This window comes from Dysgonomonas sp. HGC4, from assembly GCF_001261715.1.
GTDB lineage: Bacteria > Bacteroidota > Bacteroidia > Bacteroidales > Dysgonomonadaceae > Dysgonomonas_A.
Window position 1 is genome coordinate 117,959 of the sequence record NZ_CVRU01000158.1, and the last position, 18,271, is coordinate 136,229.

Here is an 18,271-nt window from a genome sequence, read left to right on the forward strand (position 1 = left end):
TATTAATGATCTTTAATAAAGCTTATTCAAATCTCTTTATTTGACGCAAGTTCACTTTGAGGTATAGGCCAAGTATAACCATTATCAGTAGGTTTAAGAACGAAAGTTCCTCTCTTCAGAGATTCTCCTTTTCTTAGTATATCTACTCCTCGTATACCTTCTCCTATCAATTCTAAGCGTCGTTCATTAGATATCGCTTCTTTTAACTGCTCCCCAGACAATGCATCTATAACCAGAGGATCACCCGTAGGAATTGATCTTGATCTTACTTGCTTTAAATAACCTTTTGCTAAAGTTTCATTTGCTGCTCCACCCAAATTGGCATAACTTTCAGCTAAACCCAATAAAGTTTCTGCATATCTGAATATTGGTACCCACTCTAGTTTATTCGTAACATCAACATATTTAAGAAGCTTTCTATCCGAAGGAGAGAAAAAATTCTTAACACGTGCATCATTTGCTAATGAATAATTAGGCTTAGACATAATACCATTCTCATTATCAACAAGTAAAATCTTGCCATCAGTATAATACTCAGCTAAACTTTGTTGCGTATTAGGCACGTTAGTTGTCGCCATAGGCAGAGAAAAGATAGACTCTGTTGAATAGAAAGGAGTTTTATACAAAGAAGTTACATTCGTAACTAAAGAATACCCGCTAACGGCTTTTCCTTCTTCAATAGCTTTATTCCATTCTCCTGTAGACATATAAACCCTCATTCTCAACATATGAGCTGCAGCTTTAGTTGCTCGAGTTGCTCCATCGTAAGTATTTACACCATCGGGTAATACTGCAATATTTGCATTATCCAAATCAGCTAACACTTGATCATATACTTCTTTTACAGTAGAAGCAGCCAAATTATTATTAGCATTGGTTGACTCTGCCTGTAATCTTAAAGGAACTGATTTTGCATCTTTATTTAAGATATAAGGAGTAGCATATAAATTATTTAGATAATAATAACTAACTGCTCTTACAAACAAAGCCTCTGATCTGAATTGACTGTATTTCTCATCACCTAACACCTCTTTAGCACCTTCTATTGACTGCAGAAAAGTATTCACCCTATTTATAGCCAAATACGATGCTGTCCAATAGTCTTCATTCTCTCCAGATACAGACAGAATTCTCATATTGTAGGTATCAAATAATGAACTTAAATTATTCGATATATTAATTACATCATCACCTCTGTTATCAAAAACTAAATAACCTTTTCCTCCTAATAATGATAAAGATCTAGTATTTGTATTAAAATTCTTAATCGTTCCATACAACCCTAGTAATGTACTTTCTATTCTCTTTGGTGAAGAGTAAATATCTCCTTCATTTACATATAACGGAGGCTTTTCTTCCAGAAAATCACTACAACTTCCAAAGAAAAGTAGTCCTGAAAAGATAGCGTATGCATATAATATTTTTTTCATTGTGCTATATTTTATTGTTATTAAAATGTTACATTAACGCCAAAAGTATAAGTCCTTTCTTGTGGTAAAGTATTTTTATCAACACCTCCCGCTAGATTAGGCTCAGAAACATTCGTTAATGTTTCAGGATCTAACCCTGAATAACCAGTTATAACAAATAGGTTTTGAGCTTGACCATAAAGACGTAAAGCCGAAATTCCTATTTTAGAAGACCATTTCTTTGTATCAAAAGTATAACCAATCGATATATTTTTCAATCTCAAATAATCTCCTTTTTCAACCCAATCACTAATAGGCATTGCAGAACCATTTGACACATTATCACCATAAATAGGAAGCGCATATTCTGCGTTTCTTCTTTCAGGTGTCCAATATTTAGCCAAAACATCTTTACTATTATTCCAATAACGCATATCACTAGTAGTTGCTCGTGTCCCATTGTAAATTTTATTACCCCCTGAGAACTGAAAAAACACAGACATATCAAATTGTTTGTAAGAGAAATTATTGTTCCAACCTCCAAACCAAGTTGGCAGTGTTCCTCCACAATCTACTTGGGTAAAATCTCCATCATAAGGTTTCCCATCTTCAGTGAACCAATTACGCTCTTCATACTTATAGATAGTGCGTTCTCCATTTTCCCCAATAAAAACTCTTCGTCCTGTTGCAGGATCTATACCAGCAGTAGGGAACAAATATAGGTGGCCTATCGATTTTCCAACAACTGTAATATTAGTTCTTTCAAGTCCAGAGGCGTCTCCACTCAAAATCTCATTAACCCCATCTGCCAATGCAATTACTTTATTTTTATTGGTTGTTATATTAAAGCTTGACGTCCATTTAAAATCTTGATTTCTAAGAATATCAACAGACAGAGTCAATTCAACTCCACTATTTTGCATTTTACCAGCATTTGTAGTTAACTCATTTTCCGGAATACCTTTAGAAGGTGCCTGAGGCACATTTAATATTAGATCATTAGATTTAGTTAAGTAATAATCAAAATCCAAAGTAAATCTATCTAAGAATGTTGCATTAAATCCAAGATCATACTTAACAGAAGACTCCCATTTCAAGTTAGGATCACCGATCTGTCTCAAACTATACGTACCTGAATTTCCATAATAATAACTTCTATAAAAAGAGCGCGCAGCATAGTCGGCGATATTAGTATTACCAACAACTCCGTAGCTACCTTTAACTTTAAAATCTTCAACTATTGTCTTTAACGGTTTGAAGAATGATTCTTCCGAGACTCTCCATGCAGCAGAAAATCCACCAAAATCACCCCATCTATTATTTGGTCCTAATGCAGAAAAACCATCTCGTCTAAAGTTCAGAGAAAGAATATATTTATATGCATAGTCATAATTAACACGTCCAAAAAACGAAAGTAATGAATTATTAAGGGTATTACCTCCTGCTGTTGCATCTAAAAATGGTCCACCAAAGTCAACAAACATATCATCAGACAAGTTTTTACGTTGAGCAGTCCAATATGTAATTTGTCTCTTAGAGGCCTCAGTCCCACCTAAAACATTAAAATGGTGATTCTCATTTATATTAAATGCATATGTAGCAGTATTAGTCCATGTCCATTTATTATTAGTCCCGGCATAGTTATTAGCTAAACCATTACTATTTACACCATCTCCATGTATGGGAGACCAAAAACGTCTATCTTCGGTTCTTGCATAATCCAAACCATATTGGGTTCTTAAGACTAGCCCTTTAGTAGGAGTAACCTCACCATAAAAAGTAGCCATTAAACGATTTACATCTGTTTCTATACCATTTCCTAATTCTAATATTTTTGCAGGATTTGAAAAAGTACTAAATATAGTGTTAGGTCCATAACCCAACCCTTTTGTTTCAAAATAAGGAGATCCATCCTCATTAAATGCAGGAATATTAGGAGCGTTCACTAGTGCCAAACGAGGAAATCCTCCAATAGCAAAATTAGAACCATTTCGAGCAGCATCAACAAAAGAAGTTGTTCCTGTTGTTGCATTCGCATTAAGTCCAACCTTAAGCCAGCTGGTTGCTTGCGCGTTCACATTAGCCTTCAATCCTAATCTATCATATTTATCTCCTTTAACAATACCTTCTTGAGTTACATAATTTGCAGACATGTAATATTGAACTTTATCACTACCTCCACTAACTCCTAAAGTTTGGTTTTGAGTAAATCCATTTTGAAAAACTGTTTCACTCCAATCCGTATCATAATGTCCACCACTACTATTTGGCATTAAATTAAATGCTTTATTGCCATATGGAGAGACATAGCCATTAGTCAAAGATTTTTCATCTGTACCATACATGTTCTTTACTGCCATATTTTTGAAGTCTACATACTCCTGGGCATTCATCATATCATAAAAACCTGTCTTCGCAGAAAATCCAACAAATGCATCATACGAAACTTTTGCTTTTCCAGACGAACCTTGTTTTGTAGTTATCAATATAACACCATTTGCTGCTCTTGATCCATACATTGATGCAGCAGCTGCGTCTTTCAGGACCTCCATAGATACAATATCAGCAGGATTTATGTCAGCTAAAGCATTTGCATTACCCATATTAGCAATATCTCCAGACTGAATAGGTACTCCATCAACGACATATAAAGGAGAAGTCCCCGAGGTTATTGAGTTAACACCACGAACACGAACAACTGGAGGTTGTCCAACACCCGCAGATGGAGTTGTTACACTAACCCCGGCAGCACGTCCTTGCAACATCTGATCGAAACTCACACTAGGAACATCCTTAATCGCGCTTGCTTTGATAGAAGAAATTGAAGAAGCTACAGTACGAGAAGATTGTGTCCCATAAGCAACTACAACCACTTCATCCATTAATCTGGAATCATTCTCCATTACTATTCTCAAATTTGTTCCGGCAGCAACCTCTTTGGCTTTCATCCCAATAAGAGAAATTACTAACGTTTTTCTATCTGATGGAATATTCAAAGAGAAATTTCCATCCACATCGGTTACTGTTCCCACAGTTGTACCTTTAGCTACGACCGAAGCTCCAATCACAGTTTCACCAGTATCATCCAAGATAGTACCTGAAACATGTGTAGTTTGAGCTACTGATAACCCGACACTTGCCACCACGCAAGCCAAAATCATTATCAATTTTTTCATAAACACTACTTTAAATTACTCAATTATATTAATATCAATCAATTACCTAACAATCCAAGGGAAGTTGTTTACATTCTTTCACAATGGGAGAGGCAAATGTATGTTTTTTTCACAAAATACACAAAACATGGGACGTTAAATGTTAGTTTTTCTTTATTTAAAAAAGATATTAGATATAAAGATAGAACTATTAAACATCTTTTAAGGTTAAAAAATTAAAAATGAACATCAATTTGTCAATAAAATCTCATTTGTATATTTATGCAAAGAAAAAACCGCCAGTCAAAAGACCAACGGTTTATATAATAAGTGCTTATCCGGAAAGTAGCTATAATAAACGCTTCTAGATGTTAATATAAGACAATATACAGTTCTAATACTTAATATTTTTATACAACAACCGACATTCATATGCCTCATTTAATCGGAGTAACAATGATTCTCGATTTGGTGTATCTGAGATGTCATTTGGATAAAAAACAGAGAAAATAGAAAACAGCGATTCATCATCGAAAGATTCAATACTAGTCTGAAATTTTTCTTTATCCCCATTTTCCATATACAATAACGCTAATTTTTCATGAGCACCAGCTGATTCTGTCATTTCAAACAATCGCTGTTGGCATTCAATAGCATTTAGCAACTCGTCTTTACGAAGATATACAGATACCAACTTCTCTAAAACCTCCTCAGCCTCATCTTCTCTTAGAGAAAGAGCCTTTTTATAGAAAATTTCAGCACCGGATGGAATATTCAGCTTTAAATACACCTCACCAGCAATCATATTGACATCGAAAGAGTCTGAATCTGCATTTAGAGCTTTATCTATAAACTCCACGGATTCATCAATCTTACCTTGAAGTAAATAAACATGTGCTTTTTTCGCCATAGACTCAGGGGTTTCCCCTGCATGCTCTTCATATGATAATATTGCTTTCAGCACATCTCCATACTTCTCTAAACTCATATAACATTCTGCTAAAGAAAGATACAAAAGGCTTTCGTCCGGAGACATCAAAAGACATTCTTGCAACATCTCAACAGCTTCTTCCGATCGCTCTGACAATAACAAACAATGAGCCTTTAACTTTAATATATTGATATTCGTTTCATCTAGAGCTAGAGCAAAATCAAAAGCATCGATTGCTTTCTCAAAATCCTCTTCTAATGAATATAATTTACCAAGCATAATCCAGCTATCTACTGAATAAGGATCAAGATCCAAAATCTGATTACAAACTATTATGGCAGAGGCAAAATCAGATCTCACTTCATAAGCGTATGCAAGATCATTCAAGACCTCCATATTACTAGGATCGTACTCAAGACTTTTTTCAAAATAAAGGATCGCCTCATCATAATATTCGGCTTCTACGTAAAGAAAACCTAACTCTGATAAAATCACATCTAAATCGGTATCTTCATCCCTAAGAATTTCAGCAGTCAACTCATATGCTTCCGCATACAAATCAAGATTCAGTAGACATTCTATCTTTAGCAGATAAAGCTCAAAGTCATACGACGAGAAACGAGAATTCAAGTAATGTAACGCTGTGGTATATTTAGCATCATATACGAGATATTTGCCATATCTCAACATTAACGATTCGTTATCAGGATGAATACTTAGCCCAAGATCAACTATTTCTCTGGCTATTTCAATATCATCCAATTTATCATAGTACTCCGCCAAGTCGTCATATTCGTCGGCATCAAAGTACACACTCTTTCCTGTCAAGAGCATTTGCTCGTAACGGGAAAGTAAATCAGAGATATTTCGTTCTTCCATAAGACAATTTGTTATTATTTATATAAATACAAACAAATATTGTGCTACATTTTACAAAACAACAGGTTTTATCATACCTGCTATATATAATAAGGTGTAAACCTTATTTATCTTTCATTTTACTCCATGAATCTTTTAATGTAACTGTTCGGTTAAACACTAAATGATCTGGCGTAGAATCGGGATCAAGATTAAAATAACCGATACGTTGAAATTGAAAATGATCATACGCTTTAGCCTCTTTCAAGTACGATTCAGCTTTACAACCTGTTTTCACTATCAAAGATTCCGGATTCAGTAAATCTCTAAAATCCCCTTCTTTTTCGTCCGCTGGATTTTCCGACACAAAAAGGCGATCATATAAACGAACTTCTACATCAATAGCATCACTTGTAGATACCCAATGGATTGTTCCCTTTACTTTTCGGTTACTTTCTGCCATACCACTTTTGGTCAAAGGATCGTACTCAGCATATACCTCTATAACATTTCCTGCTTCGTCATGCTTACAACCTGTACATTTTATTATATAACCATGCTTCAAACGAACTTCTTGTCCAGGAGTTAAACGGAAATATTTTTTAGGAGCATCTTCCATGAAATCGTCTCTTTCAATATATAACTCGCGAGAGAAAATAACAGAGTGACTTCCTGAATTTTCATCTTCCGGATTATTTTGAGCAGTAAGAACTTCTGTTTGTCCTTCGGGATAATTTGTCAGGATCAATTTTATAGGATCAATAACAGCCGAAACACGCGTTGCTCTTTTATTAAGATCTTCACGAATTGCATATTCCAACAGGGCAAAATCTATCATACCATCATATTTGGTATATCCAATACGATCGATAAAATTATGTATTGCCTCTGGTGTATATCCTCTTCTTCTAAATCCACTAATAGTAGGCATACGAGGATCGTCCCATCCATTTACAAAACCTTCTTTTACCAATTGTAATAGTTTTCGCTTACTCATCATTGTATAAGTAAGGTTCAAACGATTAAATTCGTATTGAGCTGGTCTGTACTCGTTTGTAGCCAATTGATCTATAAACCAATCATACAATGGACGGTGAACTACAAACTCTAATGTACAAATAGAGTGAGTTACTCCCTCAAAATAGTCACATTGCCCGTGTGCAAAATCATACATCGGATAGGCATACCATTGGTTTCCTGTACGATGATGAGCTTGTTTAATTATTCTATATATAATAGGGTCTCTAAAGTGCATATTAGATGAAGCCATATCTATTTTGGCTCTTAACACCATGCTTCCTTCTTCGAAAACTCCTTGATTCATCTTTTCAAACAAATCCAGATTTTCCTCTATCGGACGATTCCTATATGGACTTTCGATTCCGGCTTGAGTAGGTGTACCTTTTTGTTTTGCAATTTCCTCTGCAGATTGCTCATCAATATAGGCTTTACCTTCTTTAATCAATTGAACGGCAAAATCCCATAGCTTAGGAAAATAATCGGATGCATAATATACATTTGCCCAATCGAAACCTAGCCATTTAATATCTTCCATTATAGCATCAACATACTCTACATCCTCTTTCACAGGATTAGTGTCATCAAAGCGTAGGTTACAAATGCCATTGTATTTCTGCGCCAAACCAAAATCTAAACAAATTGCTTTTGCATGTCCTATATGCAAATACCCATTTGGCTCTGGTGGGAAACGTGTCTGAATGCGTCCTCCATCTTTTCCCTCTTTTAAGTCTTTCTCAACTATTACTTCTATAAAGTTTAGACTTTTTTTGTCTTCTGCTGGCGTTATTTCTGACATTGCTTATGTTGATTATATTCTGTTTTTAATTATTGAGGAGTTGATTCCGATCCGGAAGACATAGACTTTTGATCATCCATCACTGCACTTTCTTCCAGATAGCTATTATATAGTTGATAAAACTCTTCAAATTTACCATTCTCTCTGTATTTATTCATTATGGTCTGGACTTCATTATACAGTTTTCCGGCATTACTCAAATCATTATCCATAGCTGAAGCATTTGACAATCTTGACAACTCAGCAGCTTTATGTGCGTCGTCCTGTATGCTTGGTTCTGAACAAGCCAGAAAGAACAAACTAAAAAAGAGACTAAACACTAAAATTAACCTAGATCCGTTCATTTTTATATTTTCTTTTTTACAAAGATAAATATTTTCAATAATAAACTACCTAGAATAACATTAGGGAAGTTACAATTATGCATATCAGCATACTTTTCAAACAACCAAACTTACCCATTAATAGAAATTATTTATCGCCAATACCTAGATTAAGCTATAATTTAGATAGAATATCATTATTTATGGTGATTGACTCTAAGGTCTCGAATCTTGAACTTTGCAACTCTTTTCTAATTTATATCAATTTTAACTAAACAATAAATAAAACCATGTTCAAAAAAGTCTATTTTTCACTCCTGTTGCTTTTCATATGTACAACATATGCTTCAGCACAAAGGGTGAGAGGAAATGTTTATGACGAGAACGGAGCGCCGCTCGTCTCAGCAACAATCGTGATTGAAGGAACTAATTATTCGACTCTTACAAACGACGAAGGCGAATTCAAATTCAGAAATCTACCTAAGGGTACATTTACAATAGCCGCAAGTTTTATTGGATACAATTCACAAAGACAAGAAATTGCAGTAACAGAACATTCTCAACAAACGCTTCGCTATGACCTGAAAGTAAGTAATACTCTTAACGAAGTGGAAGTTTTTGGTGAGCGTTTTAAACAACCCGAAAAACTGGAATTGATCACTCGTATGCCATTGCGTCCAAGTGAGCAAATACAAACCATATCTGTAATTTCAGAAAAAGTAATAGCTGAACAAGGAGCTTTAACCATTACTGATGCATTAAGAAACGTACCGGGGGTAACCCTTTTCGGATCATACGGTGGTGTGAAAGAAAGTATGTCGGCTCGTGGATTCCGTGGTATTCCTGTTCTAAAGAATGGAGTACGTATAGACTCTCAGTTTCAAACAGCAGCCGGCGTGGCAGACATGCAAGGTGTAGAAAGCATACAGATGATAAAAGGTTCTGCAGCCGTTACACAAGGTGTTATTTCGGATCTAGGTAATGCTGGGGGTGTTATCAATGTAGTAACTAAAACACCTAAGTTCATCAATGCCGGTCAAGTTGACTTAAGAGCAGGCAGCTGGGGACAATTCCGTCCAACATTTGATGTACAATCTGTGCTAAACAAAAGCAAAACAGCAGCATTCCGTATAAACGGAGCATACGAGAGAGCGGACAACTACAGACCTGTAGTATCTATGAGCAGAGTTTATATAAACCCTTCTTTCGAATGGCGCCCTGACAGCAAGACAGTAATCAACCTTGAACTTGACTACTTAAACGAAAACAGAACTCCTGTTACTAGTACTGTCAACTTAGCACCAGATAGCATTGAGGCTCTATATGATATGCCTCACGACAAGTTCCTAGGCTTAAAAAATGACAATGTAAATACAGAAGTAACTACATATTCAGCTCGACTAAATCGTCAATTAACCGACAATCTAAGCATCAGAGCTGCTTATTTCGGATCTTCATACAATGTAGATAATACAAGTACAGGACTTGCGAATGCAAGTAAAACAGATTACAACAAAAGAAAAAGAACTCTTACTCGTAATCTTCGTGACGATAACAACTCTACATTCCAGTTAGATTTCATCGGAAAAGATGTTTATACCGGAACTATTAAGCATACATTCCAACTAGGATTTGACTATAGAATAGCAGAAGCTACTACCAGAAATCTTGGTTCTGCTGTAATCGATACAATAGATGTAACAGCAAATCGCATCGACAATTCAAGAAAAAACATTTCGTTTAAAAACCCAGAAAGTGTAACTCCTGCCATCAACAAATATACCACATACGGGTTTATGGCACAAGAAGTAATGACCATCAACAAATACCTTAAAGCTATTTTGGGGGCACGTTACAGCAGTATATCTACTATAAACGCTGTAGCAGCAGGAACTTCTGATGCAGGACCAACTATTGAAGATGCATGGGATCCAATGTTAGGAGTTATGATTACCCCTATTAAGAATGTAAATGTTTTCGGTTCATATACTACTAGTACAAGTTTGAGAAATGCAGGGTATATATTAACAGATAGTGTTACCAGAGCTGGAGCATCTAAAACTAAACAATTTGAAGTTGGTATTAAATCAGATTGGTTAAATAATAGATTACGCTTTAATTTCACTTACTTCAACATCCTTACTGACAACTTAGTAAATGCTTATTACCTAGAAGGAGCAACTGTACCTACAGATTTCTACCGTAAAGCTGGAAACCTAAGAAGAGACGGGGTTGAGGTAGAATTAAACGGCCGTGTGCTAGAAAATTTACAAGTAATGTTAGGATATGCGTACTTAAACGCTAGATATCAAGACAGCCCTTCTTACAAAAATGGTTCGGCACCAATGAATACTCCTAAGCATACAGCTAATGCGTGGGCACAATATACAGTTAACAGAGGAGTCCTAAAAGGATTCGCAATAGGAGCCGGAGCGTATTATGTAGGAGAACGTCCTGTAAATGATTTCTCTTTAAGTCCTGATGGACATGGATCTCTAATTGGAGCTAGACCATTCGATATGCCTGCTTTTACAACAGTAGATGTACAGCTATCTTATACTTATGGACCTGTAACCACTCGTGTATTCTTCAACAATGTATTTGATGAATTAGGTTACAATTCATATTACCGTGGTGGATACATAAATCAGGTTGACCCTCGCAACTTTTCAGCTATCGTATCTTATCAATTCTAAAAGAAAGAGAGATAAGCTAAATTAATAAACAAAAAGAGTCCGCTGTAATTAGCGGACTCTTTTTTATTTCTATCACTATTAATAGTGATTAAGATGATAGAAATTCATCATTTCTTGCGATTGCTCCATAATGCGTTTAGACCTAACTTTGTCAATGTTATAATATAAATATACGACTTTAAATATAACTTACTGACTTAATGACAAAGTGTATCCGATGTTTTGAATAACCATTCATAACATCGGTTCATTTTTTTTACGGTCACATACCATTTTATAACTCTGGCTATGAGCCCAATTAAAGCTCATATATCCAATTTTAATTTTTACTTAAACCCAATGACAACCAGAAAATTCTTCAAAAAAGTACACTTATGGCTTTCTTTGCCCGTAGGTTTAATTATTACAATAATCTGTATAACAGGAGCTATCCTTTCATTTGAAACAGAAATACTCGAATCATATTATCCTGAACGCTATTTCGTAAAAGAAATAAAAGAGACAAAAATACCCGTAGACCAACTTATACCAATTGTCAACGCACAACTCAAAGACAATACAGTGGCAAGCATAAAAGTAAGCTCAAACCCTGGAAGAACTTACATAGCATCACTATCCGAAGGATTCCGCATCTCAGCTTTTGTAGATCCATACACAGGCGACTTGAAGGGAACATATAGTTTCAGAGACAGCTTTTTCTTTACCATGATGTCATTACATAGATGGCTTATGGATGGATCACGTACATGGGGCAAATACACTGTTGGCATTACAACCATATTATTTGTATTCATACTTATAAGTGGTCTTGTCTGGTGGTTTCCGACGGATAAAAAGAAACTGAAAAGCAGATTTAAGATCAAAACCAAATCGGGACTAAAACGATTCCTACACGATATTCATGTGAGCCTCGGTATATATGTATGTATATTCCTCTTAATATCGGCACTAACGGGACTAATGTGGTCTTTTGAATGGTACAGAAATGGAGTATGTAAACTCTTTGGAGTAGAAGTTCCTGCCGAGAAAGAAGGTAAAGGTGGAGGAGGCAAGGGTAATAAAGAAGGCAAAGGGCCTAAAGAAATAAACTACCAATCGTGGCAAGCTGCCTTGGATAACTTAACGAAACAAGTACCAAATAACGAATACATTACAATATCAGACGGGTCGGCAACGATTCTAGATAAGTCGGCACCGCATCTAAGAGCTACAGATAAATACTCTCTGGACAATACCTCTGGTGAAGTCTTGAAAGCTGAGCTTTTTGCCGATCAAAAATCGGTATCTAAAATAATGTCATGGGCATATGCACTCCATGTAGGCGCATTCGGAGGTATTATTGTCCGTATCCTTACTTGCATAGCTTGTATTATAGGTGGGACATTACCTCTTACTGGATATTATATGTTTTATAGAAAAAGCCTGAAGAAATCAAAAAAGAAGAGACCCATCCCTTCTGCATCGTAAACAACGATAAAAAATATATCTGGCAGATACAGTAATATCCCAAAAAGATATTAGACTATTTGTAAATATTCCTTCTATATCCTAGAGGGAATATTTACATTTGCAGCGAACTTCGAAACAAACACTAATTAACAGCAATCGAAATGAAGAAATTATTTATTTTGTTATTCGTAGCAACATCATTTATACTTACATCGTGCGGAGACACAAAAAAAGCTGAAAAGACCGAAACTGAAAGTGCAGAGAAAGTCTCGACCGAAGATTCAGGACAATCATCCGATAAGGAAGCGCTGGCAGTATTAGTGAAATTTGAAGAACAATTAGACAAAATGGCTCCTTTCGTTGAAAAAGCAAAAGCAGGAGATAAAGATGCAATTGCAGAAAGAACTAGAATAGGTCTGGAAATAACAACATTTCTACGAGAAGAAGGTACTATAATGTATAAACTCTCTGATGCTGACACAAAAAAATATCAGGAACTAGGAGATAAATTCATTTCTTTTGTGGAATAAGTAACTCTAAACAGCGCACCCTATTTTAACAGTGCTATAAAAAGAATCATTACCATAAAAAGAACAGCAACAATTGCTGTTTTTCTTATTCATTTGGCTCAGTCTATCTTAAAGATAAACCACTAAAGTCTACGAGATAACGATTCCAACTCTCTATACAATTTCAAGGAAAAGGTATTAAGACCAAATAAAAAAAGAATAAGGTACACTCTCCTTATCCTAAGCTTTTATAAAAGTGAATCAATCTTTTGTGATATTTGATTGTTTTTGATTACTTTCGCACGGTTAAAACATCAATCGACAAATCGATTTTTATTTATGTTTTTAAGACTATATGAGTAAACAGGAAAAGAAAAAAGGGAAAAATACAAGTAATAAGTCCAATAAGATTGTTAAATTACTGTGGATAATATTCATAGCAATAATACTATTTACTGCTTCAATCTTCACCCTTATTGCCACAGGCACCATAGGTTACACACCACCCATCGAAGATCTGGAAAACCCTATCGACAAATACGCCTCTCAGGTATACTCTACCGATGGTGAATTATTGGGAACATACTCTCAAAGTAAAGAAAACAGAATCTATTCGAGCTACGATGAACTATCTCCTTATTTAGTGGAGGCTTTAGTTGCAACCGAAGATGCCCGTTTCTACGGACACTCGGGAATAGACGTATATGCTGTAGGACGTGCTGTTGTTAAACGTGTTATTTTCCAACAAGAAAGTGGAGGTGGAGGTAGTACCATCTCTCAACAACTAGCAAAACAACTATACTCTCCACCCGTTGATGATGTTATTGACAGAGTTCTGCAAAAACCAATAGAATGGGTTATTGCTGTACAATTGGAGAGAAACTATACTAAAGAAGAAATTATCAATTTGTATCTTAACAAATTTGACTTCCTAAATAATGCAGTAGGTATTCAATCGGCAGCAAAAGTCTACTTTAATAAAAAGCCTAAAGATCTTACAATAGAGGAGGCTGCAACACTTATAGGAATGTGTAAGAATCCTTCGCATTTCAACCCTAAAAGAAGACCTGATGCTACAAAAGGGCGTAGAAATGTGGTATTGGAGCAAATGTACAAATCGAACTACATTACTAAAGCCGAGTTAGATTCGTTAAAACAATTACCACTCACGCTTGATTATGTAAGAGTAGATCATAAAGATGGATTAGCACCTTATTTCCGCGAATACTTACGTCAGGTAATGACTGCAAAAAAACCCGATCCGGATAATTATGCTGCATGGCAAAAAAATCAATTTAGCCAGGATTCTCTTTCATGGGAAACAGATCCTCTCTACGGATGGTGTAACAAAAACAAAAAAGCAGACGGAAAACCTTACAGTTTATATACTGATGGTCTGAAAATATATGCAACCATAGACTCTAAAATGCAAACCTATGCTGAAGAAGCTATGAAGGAGCATTTAAGCAAAGATTTACAACCTTTATTTGACAAAGAAAAGAAAGGACGATCTTATGCACCATTCTCTTCGAGTGTTGCAAAACAAGCCGATTCTTTGATTTACAAATCGATGAAAGTATCGGATCGTTACCGCAACATGAAGAAGGAAGGATATTCTGAGAGTGAAATACTCAGAGCCTTTAAACAACCTACTGACATGAAAGTATTCTCATGGTCGGGAGATGTAGATACAACGATGACCCCTTGGGATTCGATACGCTACCACAAAAGCTATCTTCGCGCCGGCTTTATGGCTATGGAGCCAAGTAACGGACAGGTTAAAGCTTATGTGGGAGGAATAGATTTCAAATTCTTCCAATACGACATGGTGAATATCGGACGCAGACAAATCGGTTCTACCATAAAACCATTCCTATATACTTTGGCTATGGAAGAAGGTATGACTCCTTGCGACCAAATGCTACACGTACAGCAAGTACTTATTACTGAGGATGGAAAAGAATGGATTCCCCGTAATGCCAACTCTGCTAAAATAGGAGAGATGGTATCTATCAAATGGGGATTGCAGAATTCTGATAACTGGGTAACAGCTTATCTAATGAAGCAAACATCACCCTACTCTTTTGTACGCACACTGCACTCTTTCGGTATTACCGGAAAAATAGACCCTGTGGTATCGCTAGCATTAGGTACACCCGATGTATCTGTTGCTGAAATGGCAGGAGCTTACACTGCATTCGTTAACAAAGGAATAAGATCTCTACCTACATATGTAACTCGTATCGAAGATACTCACGGAAATATTATTGCTAATTTCGAACCTCGAATGAGGGAAGTATTCAACGAATTAACTTCTGTCAAGATGCTTGATATGCTACGTGCAGTAATGGATGGAGGTACCGGTGGTAGAATAAGATGGAGATACAACCTACGAGCTCCGATGGGAGGAAAAACGGGTACTACTCAAAACAACTCCGATGGTTGGTTTATGGCATTCACCCCCAAATTAGTCACAGCAACATGGGTAGGTGGCGAAGACCGTTCAATACACTTCGATAGAACTGCTCAAGGACAAGGCGCAAGTATGGCACTTCCTATTTTCGGATTGTTTATGCAAAAAGTATATGCTGATCCAACATTGGGCTACTCTGCGGATGACCAATTCAGCAAAGTATCAGGAAACCCTAATCCATGTGCCGGAGCAACAACAGAAGAAGCTCTGATGAATGCAGCAGACATTCAGCAAGGAAGTGGAGGTATTGACGATATATTCAATTAAGATAAGGTATTGCTTTGATGAATGAGATCGCTATTTTAATTATAGCTCATAAGAATCAGGAACAATTAGAATTATTGATAAATAATCTGGTTAGTGATTTTGATCTCTACATTCATATTGATACTAAATCGACAATAAACAAAGAGGAACTTATCTCTAAATATCCGAATGTAAAGTTCTACTCTAAATACAATATTATTTGGAGCGGCTATACACAGATACTTTGTCCTCTTTTTCTATTTAGAGAAGCATCTAAAAGCAAATACCAGTATTACATATTAATCAGTGCACAAGACATACCTCTAATTTCGAACGAGGCCATCAAACGCAGATTAAAGGAAGAAGATACAAGCTATGTTGTTTCAGATAAGCTCCCTCTTCCTCAATGGAAATTCAATGGAGGGTTCGACAGAGTTCAACTCTTTTGGGAATCTGATATAATAGGAAATAGCCTTTGGGACAAACTGAAACGTAAGGTTATATGCAACATAAAAAAGAATCAACGAAAGTATAATTTTCGCAGACCTTTATATAAAGATGTAGAATATTACGGAGGTTCAACTTGGGTTATCTTGCGATATGATGCAATGGAATATCTTCTGAACTTCATAGATAAGAACCCGAAATATCTGAAGACATTCAAATACTCGTATTGTGCTGATGAACTGTGGTTGCAAACAATATTGGGAACGTCTGATTGTAAAACTAAAAATGAGCACATCACCTATCTTGATTGGTTTACGGGACCTGAATATCCCCGAACTCTCAGAATAGATGACTACGATGCCATAATAAACAGTCCACATTTTTTTGCTCGTAAATTTGACATTGACGTAGACAAAGAAGTTGTTCGCAAAATACTAGACAGAAGAAATTCAACAACATAAAAATAAAAGGCGATAATAGAATTCTATTATCGCCTTTTATTTTTATCAGCATATCTTTAATTTACGGGTTTTAGGCTCAGAGCCTCCGCCTTATCAACCAAGTATTTATAAGCTGCATCGTATTCGTTAGGTATTACCCCATCGAGGATAGCATCTTTTATGGATGATTTTAAGCGACCAACTGTTGCCCCTTGAGGAATATTGAATATCTGCATAATCTCCTCACCCGATATAGGCGGCTGAAAATTACGAACATGATCTTTCTCCTCAATATCTTTCATTTTCTGACGTACAATCTCGAAGTTTTTCAAGAAACGACGTACTCTATCAGGATTTTTTGAAGTTATATCAGCCTCACACAAAGTCATAAGATCTTCAATATCATCTCCTGCCTCAAACAATAGTCTTCTGACAGCCGAATCTGAAACTACATCTTCCACCAATGCAATTGGACGCATATGCAATCCTACAAGCTTTTGTACATACTTCATTTTCTCATTCAACGGCAACTTCATTTGGCGAAATATACCATGTGTCATTTTCGCTCCTACAAAGTTGTGATTGTGGAAAGTCCATCCCAATTTAGGATCCCAACGTTTTGTTGCAGGCTTAGCAATATCATGTAGAATAGCCGCCCAACGTAACCATAAATCGTCTGTCTTTCTCGATATATTATCAAGTACGGCAAGTGTATGATAGAAGTTATCTTTGTGCCCTATCCCATCCTTAGTTTCAGCACCTTTTAGCGCAACTAATTCGGGAAATATCAATTCGAGCAACCCTGTTTTATCCAATTGAATAAAACCGATTGAGGGCTTAGGTGATAGCACAATCTTATTCAGTTCATCAATAATACGCTCTTGCGAAACAATACTGATTCGTTCTCTATTTTTACTTATCGCATCAAATGTTTTACTTTCGATATCAAAACCCAATTGACTAGAAAAACGAATGCCACGCATCATTCTCAAAGGATCGTCACTGAAAGTTATATCCGGATCAAGAGGTGTACGGATGATACAATTTTCCATATCTTCCAATCCTCCAAAAGGATCGAGAAGCTCACCATATCTATTTTTGTTCAAACAGATAGCTAAAGCATTAATTGTAAAATCGCGTCGATTCTGATCGTCTTCCAAAGTACCATCTTCTACAAAAGGTTTACGCGATCCTCTTTCGTACGATTCTTTTCGGGCACCTACAAATTCTACTTCAATATCTTTGTGCTTAACCTGTGCAGTTCCAAAGCTCTGAAAAACGGACAGTTTTGTAGGTCTTCCCAATCGTTTAGCAACAGCAGTTGCCAAATCGATACCTTTACCTACTGTTACAATATCTATATCTTTCGATTTTCGATGCAGGAATATATCTCTTACGTATCCTCCGATAGCGTAACACTCTAATCCCATCTCATCGGCACATTCGCTTATTATATCAAATATTTTCCCCGAAAAATGCTTATCTATATATTCTTTATCTAAATGCATCAAGTAACGTT

Annotated in this window: 11 protein-coding genes; 5 read left to right on the plus strand and 6 right to left on the minus strand. The window is 36.0% G+C overall.

The annotated features are described in order from the left end of the window. Positions 1-26: 26 nt before the first annotated feature. From HGC4_RS15480 to HGC4_RS15500, 5 genes are all read right to left on the minus strand, one after another. Positions 27-1,430 carry a RagB/SusD family nutrient uptake outer membrane protein gene (locus HGC4_RS15480; RefSeq protein ID WP_050711042.1) on the minus strand — a complete coding sequence of 468 codons (1,404 nt, stop codon included), beginning with the start codon at positions 1,428-1,430 and terminating at the stop codon, positions 27-29. Between the two features lie 20 nt (positions 1,431-1,450). Beyond that, positions 1,451-4,585 carry a SusC/RagA family TonB-linked outer membrane protein gene (locus HGC4_RS15485; RefSeq protein ID WP_242047187.1) on the minus strand — a complete coding sequence of 1,045 codons (3,135 nt, stop codon included), beginning with the start codon at positions 4,583-4,585 and terminating at the stop codon, positions 1,451-1,453. Positions 4,586-4,958: 373 nt separating this feature from the next. Further along, positions 4,959-6,374 (minus strand): tetratricopeptide repeat protein, encoded by a 1,416-nt coding sequence (locus HGC4_RS15490; RefSeq protein ID WP_050711043.1) that lies wholly within the window; start codon positions 6,372-6,374, stop codon positions 4,959-4,961. Positions 6,375-6,477: 103 nt separating this feature from the next. Beyond that, positions 6,478-8,169 (minus strand): glutamine--tRNA ligase/YqeY domain fusion protein, encoded by a 1,692-nt coding sequence (locus HGC4_RS15495; protein ID WP_050711044.1) that lies wholly within the window; start codon positions 8,167-8,169, stop codon positions 6,478-6,480. Positions 8,170-8,198: 29 nt separating this feature from the next. Further along, positions 8,199-8,513 carry a hypothetical protein gene (locus HGC4_RS15500; protein ID WP_050711045.1) on the minus strand — a complete coding sequence of 105 codons (315 nt, stop codon included), beginning with the start codon at positions 8,511-8,513 and terminating at the stop codon, positions 8,199-8,201. A gap of 269 nt (positions 8,514-8,782) precedes the next feature. On the opposite strand from HGC4_RS15500, the gene HGC4_RS15505 reads away from it, so the two are divergent. The 5 genes from HGC4_RS15505 to HGC4_RS15525 all read left to right on the plus strand — a co-directional run bounded on the left by HGC4_RS15505 (position 8,783) and on the right by HGC4_RS15525 (position 16,773). Continuing rightward, positions 8,783-11,188 (plus strand): TonB-dependent receptor, encoded by a 2,406-nt coding sequence (locus tag HGC4_RS15505; RefSeq protein WP_050711046.1) that lies wholly within the window; start codon positions 8,783-8,785, stop codon positions 11,186-11,188. A gap of 339 nt (positions 11,189-11,527) precedes the next feature. After that, on the plus strand, positions 11,528-12,655 hold the full coding sequence (locus tag HGC4_RS15510; RefSeq protein ID WP_050711047.1) for a PepSY-associated TM helix domain-containing protein: 1,128 nt from the start codon (positions 11,528-11,530) through the stop codon (positions 12,653-12,655). Positions 12,656-12,798: 143 nt separating this feature from the next. Next, on the plus strand, positions 12,799-13,167 hold the full coding sequence (locus tag HGC4_RS15515; protein WP_050711048.1) for a hypothetical protein: 369 nt from the start codon (positions 12,799-12,801) through the stop codon (positions 13,165-13,167). 334 nt (positions 13,168-13,501) lie between these two features. Continuing rightward, the gene (locus HGC4_RS15520; RefSeq protein WP_050711049.1) at positions 13,502-15,886 is read left to right on the plus strand and encodes a transglycosylase domain-containing protein; all 2,385 of its coding nucleotides are present in this window, start codon (positions 13,502-13,504) and stop codon (positions 15,884-15,886) included. Between the two features lie 17 nt (positions 15,887-15,903). Further along, the gene (locus HGC4_RS15525; RefSeq protein WP_050711050.1) at positions 15,904-16,773 is read left to right on the plus strand and encodes a beta-1,6-N-acetylglucosaminyltransferase; all 870 of its coding nucleotides are present in this window, start codon (positions 15,904-15,906) and stop codon (positions 16,771-16,773) included. A 56-nt stretch (positions 16,774-16,829) separates the two neighbouring features. Here HGC4_RS15525 and HGC4_RS15530 read toward each other — a convergent pair whose 3' ends face one another. Next, the gene (locus tag HGC4_RS15530) at positions 16,830-18,260 is read right to left on the minus strand and encodes a CCA tRNA nucleotidyltransferase (RefSeq protein WP_050711051.1); all 1,431 of its coding nucleotides are present in this window, start codon (positions 18,258-18,260) and stop codon (positions 16,830-16,832) included. Positions 18,261-18,271 lie beyond the last annotated feature (11 nt).

Bases quoted from the DNA above. Each gene is read 5' to 3' on its own strand.
- HGC4_RS15505 (WP_050711046.1), top strand. From the start codon at position 8,783: ATGTTCAAAAAAGTCTATTTTTCACTCCTGTTGCTTTTCATATGTACA.
- HGC4_RS15515 (WP_050711048.1), top strand. From the start codon at position 12,799: ATGAAGAAATTATTTATTTTGTTATTCGTAGCAACATCATTTATACTT.
- HGC4_RS15510 (WP_050711047.1), top strand. From the start codon at position 11,528: ATGACAACCAGAAAATTCTTCAAAAAAGTACACTTATGGCTTTCTTTG.
- HGC4_RS15495 (WP_050711044.1), bottom strand. From the start codon at position 8,169: ATGTCAGAAATAACGCCAGCAGAAGACAAAAAAAGTCTAAACTTTATA.
- HGC4_RS15530 (WP_050711051.1), bottom strand. From the start codon at position 18,260: ATGCATTTAGATAAAGAATATATAGATAAGCATTTTTCGGGGAAAATA.
- HGC4_RS15520 (WP_050711049.1), top strand. From the start codon at position 13,502: ATGAGTAAACAGGAAAAGAAAAAAGGGAAAAATACAAGTAATAAGTCC.
- HGC4_RS15480 (WP_050711042.1), bottom strand. From the start codon at position 1,430: ATGAAAAAAATATTATATGCATACGCTATCTTTTCAGGACTACTTTTC.
- HGC4_RS15485 (WP_242047187.1), bottom strand. From the start codon at position 4,585: ATGAAAAAATTGATAATGATTTTGGCTTGCGTGGTGGCAAGTGTCGGG.
- HGC4_RS15525 (WP_050711050.1), top strand. From the start codon at position 15,904: ATGAATGAGATCGCTATTTTAATTATAGCTCATAAGAATCAGGAACAA.
- HGC4_RS15490 (WP_050711043.1), bottom strand. From the start codon at position 6,374: ATGGAAGAACGAAATATCTCTGATTTACTTTCCCGTTACGAGCAAATG.
- HGC4_RS15500 (WP_050711045.1), bottom strand. From the start codon at position 8,513: ATGAACGGATCTAGGTTAATTTTAGTGTTTAGTCTCTTTTTTAGTTTG.